The following is a 3,113-nucleotide window of genomic DNA, read 5'->3' on the forward strand; positions in this document are numbered from 1 at the left end:
TGGAATATTACAGAAGAGCTTGCGATGCAGGAGTTTGGATAGCTTGCGGGAATTTCGCTTCGGTTCTTGAAGCTCGTAGCGATAAAGAAAGAGCGGTGCAATATTATAAAAAGGCTTGCGAATTAGGGAGAAAGGAAGAATTTTTAAGCAATGAAGATAGGAGCAGCTTGCAAATGACTTGTGACAAATACGACATACTAATAAAATAGCCCGCTGATTGATCTAGCTTCTCTTAATCGGGCTACTTTCAGCCCGGTAAAATTTAAAATTCCACCGCCTTGCACGCTAAATTTAATGCACCCGCTTCGCCCGAAAGGCGCGGGTGTGCGAATCGCGCCGCAAATTTACTCGCGCGCTAAACGCGCCAAAGCTACGATGAGCTTGCGCTATAATAAATTTTGGCTGCGTAAAATTTAAAATTCCTCGCTAATTGCTGTGGCGCTTTTACGCCAAGAGCGGGCGCGATTTCAAGCTCGCGAGCTCTATGTTACCGCTCCTTGTGCGAAATGCGAAACAACGCGCCGCGTATTTTACGACGACGCTCCGCATTGCAAGCGGGACTTGCAAAATCTACGTACCGCTCGTAGCGGTATTACAAGCCGCACAGCACGCTCTACGTGCCTTTTGGGCGCAAATTTACGCAGCGCGAATTTTAAAATTTCAAATGCGGCGCGCGAAATTTTAAAGCTCCATATCTCGCCCCGTACCCGGCAAAACGTGCCGGGCTTTAATCAAAGTGTGAAATTTTAAAGCTTCCTATCGCACCACAGGAATTTTGCGCCGTGTCTATCGGCTGTCACGCCGAGCTTGCACGATATGTATCTATAGCCCAAGAAATGCAAATTCGGCGCAAAAAACATGGCTCGCGTAACCAAGCGCGTTTAAAATTTTAACCGCTACCTCAAAAATCCCGTTAGCGGCGAGCTTGCGCAGGCTGTTTTGCAAACGGCGCCGAGCCCCGCCAGATAGGCATCGCGCCCCGCCTGCACGCCGAGCGCAAACGCCCGCGCCATCAGCGCCAGATCCCCGCTCGTGGCGATCGCCGTATTTACCATCACCGCAGCGCAGCCCATCTGCATCGCCTCGCAGGCCTCGCTAGGCGCGCCGAGCCCCGCATCTACGATGATCGGCACGTCGATTTCGTCAAGCAAAATTTCGATCATCCCGCGCATCATCAGCCCGCGATTGGAGCCGATCGGCGCGGCCAAAGGCATCACGGCGGCGGCCCCTGCGCTTACTAGATCGCGCGCGACGCACAGATCGGCGTGCATGTAGGCAAGCGGCACGAAACCCTCGCGCGCCAGGGCCTCGCAGGCCTTGATCGTCTCGGCGTTGTCGGGTAGAAGGTATTTGCTATCACCTATGATCTCGATCTTTACAAAGTCGCCGCAGCCCAGCTCGCGCGCGAGCCGTGCGATCCGCAGCGCCTCCTCGGCGTTTCGCGCACCGCTGGTGTTTGGCAGCAGCGTGACGCCGCGAGGGATGAAATCCAAGATATTGCGGCTTTTACTTTCGTTCACGCGACGCAGCGCAAGCGTGACGATCTCGCAGCCCGCGTGCCGCACGCAGGCGTCGATCATCGCGTGATCGAACTTGCCAGAGCCCATTATCAGGCGCGAGCTAAACTCCTTGCCGCCTAAGATCAGTTTATCGTCCATTCTATCCTCTTTAGTTTAAATTTTGTTTTCACATACGGCGTAGATAGCGCAATATCAGTGCCCGCGTGGCGCATTATACACGGCGCGAGATTGCGGCACAGATTGTGCGCCTTGCTTCTATCGCTATTTTACGCGCTGCACGGGGCGCATCGAAACCTAAAATTTTCCGTCAAATTTTAGCCACGACACAAAAATTTTAAAATTTAACGCGCAGACTGCGGCTCGCTTTGCTGCACGAAATTTTAAATCCTACGTTCAAAAGCAGCTTGCTCGCGCCGAATAAATTTTAAAATTTTACTTATCTACGAGCTGCGCACGGCAAATGGTTTAAATTTCATCGTTTAAATTTGCATATCGCGGCTAAATTTACGCGGCGCGCAGTAAATTTCACACTACTTTTAAACGCGCTGTATGCCGCCGAAACGCTCGCCTGTTTCTCAAAACAATCGCGCAAGGCTTAAATTTAGCGGCAATGCACAAAGGCGCGCAAATTTAGAAATGCAGGCGCGCGATGAACGGCCAGGCTTAGCTCTCCTCGCCCAAAATCAGCCTAAGCGCGACGTTTGCTTGATGTGCGGCGCAGATCGCCACGCGCGGCGCGAGCAGCCCCACACCCTGAGCTGCGGCACTTTTGCAGTCGCCGCAGACGAAGACGTTTTTGCCTAGCCGCGTCGTGCGGATATCGTTGGCATCGCCGCTGCCCGCCATGCCGCTAGCGCAGATCAAAAAGCGATCCGTGCCGCCAAGCGCGTCAAAAATCATCGCTTTCGCCGCCGCGTCGTCGAAGCACTCGCAAATTATACGCTCGTTTTTTAAAATTTCGGCTACGTTTTGCGCGGTAAGTCGCTCGTTTAAGGTTTGCACGCGCACGAACGGGTTTATACGCGCGATTTTTTCGCGCAAAGCGGCGGTTTTGGGCTTGTAAAGATCGCCGATCTCGTACTGCTGGCGGTTCAGGTTGGTCGGCTCGACGACGTCAAAGTCGATCAAAAAGAGCTCGCCCACGCCCGCGCGCGCAAGCAAGATCGCGACGTTGGAGCCGAGCCCGCCGAGCCCGCAGATCGCCACGCGCGAACCTTGCAACGCGGCGTTTACGGCGGGAGCGTTGCGAGCAAGCATCAGCTCGCGAAGCTCCTGCGGCGCCAGCTCCGCACCGCGCGCGAGCAAAAAGAGCTCATCGCCCGCCTTCAGCTCGCAGTTTTGCGTGCTTGCATAGCCGTTTATCACGGCGATCTCGCCGCTAAATTTAACTTCGCGCTTGAGGCCCTCAAGATCGCTCGCGCCCGTTTCGTAAGCTTTGCCGTTTAATTTTATCTGCATTTTGATCCTAAATTTTATCTTTTTGCCGTCTAAATTTATCGCGCAAATTCAAACTTACACGCGGCGCCTCATATCTGCGCGAACATAGCGCGCATTTAACGGTATTGCGGCACAGTCGCGGTAGAGATCTACGCA

At 53.7% G+C, this 3,113-nt stretch carries 2 protein-coding genes and 1 pseudogene; 1 reads left to right on the forward strand and 2 read right to left on the reverse strand.

Features of this window, described 5'->3' with window-relative positions; genetic code table 11:
* Positions 1–209 (forward strand): annotated as a pseudogene (locus tag Q0256_RS01255) (hypothetical protein); the annotation flags it as partial.
* A gap of 687 nt (positions 210–896) precedes the next feature.
* Here the strand turns inward: Q0256_RS01255 and Q0256_RS01260 are convergent.
* Both Q0256_RS01260 and thiF read right to left on the reverse strand, forming a co-directional pair.
* Complete coding sequence (locus tag Q0256_RS01260) at positions 897–1,658, reverse strand: thiazole synthase (RefSeq protein WP_297959291.1); 762 nt, start codon at positions 1,656–1,658, stop codon at positions 897–899.
* Positions 1,659–2,183: 525 nt separating this feature from the next.
* On the reverse strand, positions 2,184–2,978 hold the full coding sequence (gene thiF, locus Q0256_RS01265; protein WP_297959293.1) for a sulfur carrier protein ThiS adenylyltransferase ThiF: 795 nt from the start codon (positions 2,976–2,978) through the stop codon (positions 2,184–2,186).
* Positions 2,979–3,113 lie beyond the last annotated feature (135 nt).

It is taken from the genome of uncultured Campylobacter sp. (assembly GCF_937949835.1).
Classification (GTDB): Bacteria; Campylobacterota; Campylobacteria; order Campylobacterales; family Campylobacteraceae; genus Campylobacter_B.

What these genes read in the sequence shown, in the direction of transcription:
- thiF (WP_297959293.1), bottom strand. Translation starts at nt 2,978, where the DNA reads ATGCAGATAAAATTAAACGGCAAAGCTTACGAAACGGGCGCGAGCGAT.
- Q0256_RS01260 (WP_297959291.1), bottom strand. Translation starts at nt 1,658, where the DNA reads ATGGACGATAAACTGATCTTAGGCGGCAAGGAGTTTAGCTCGCGCCTG.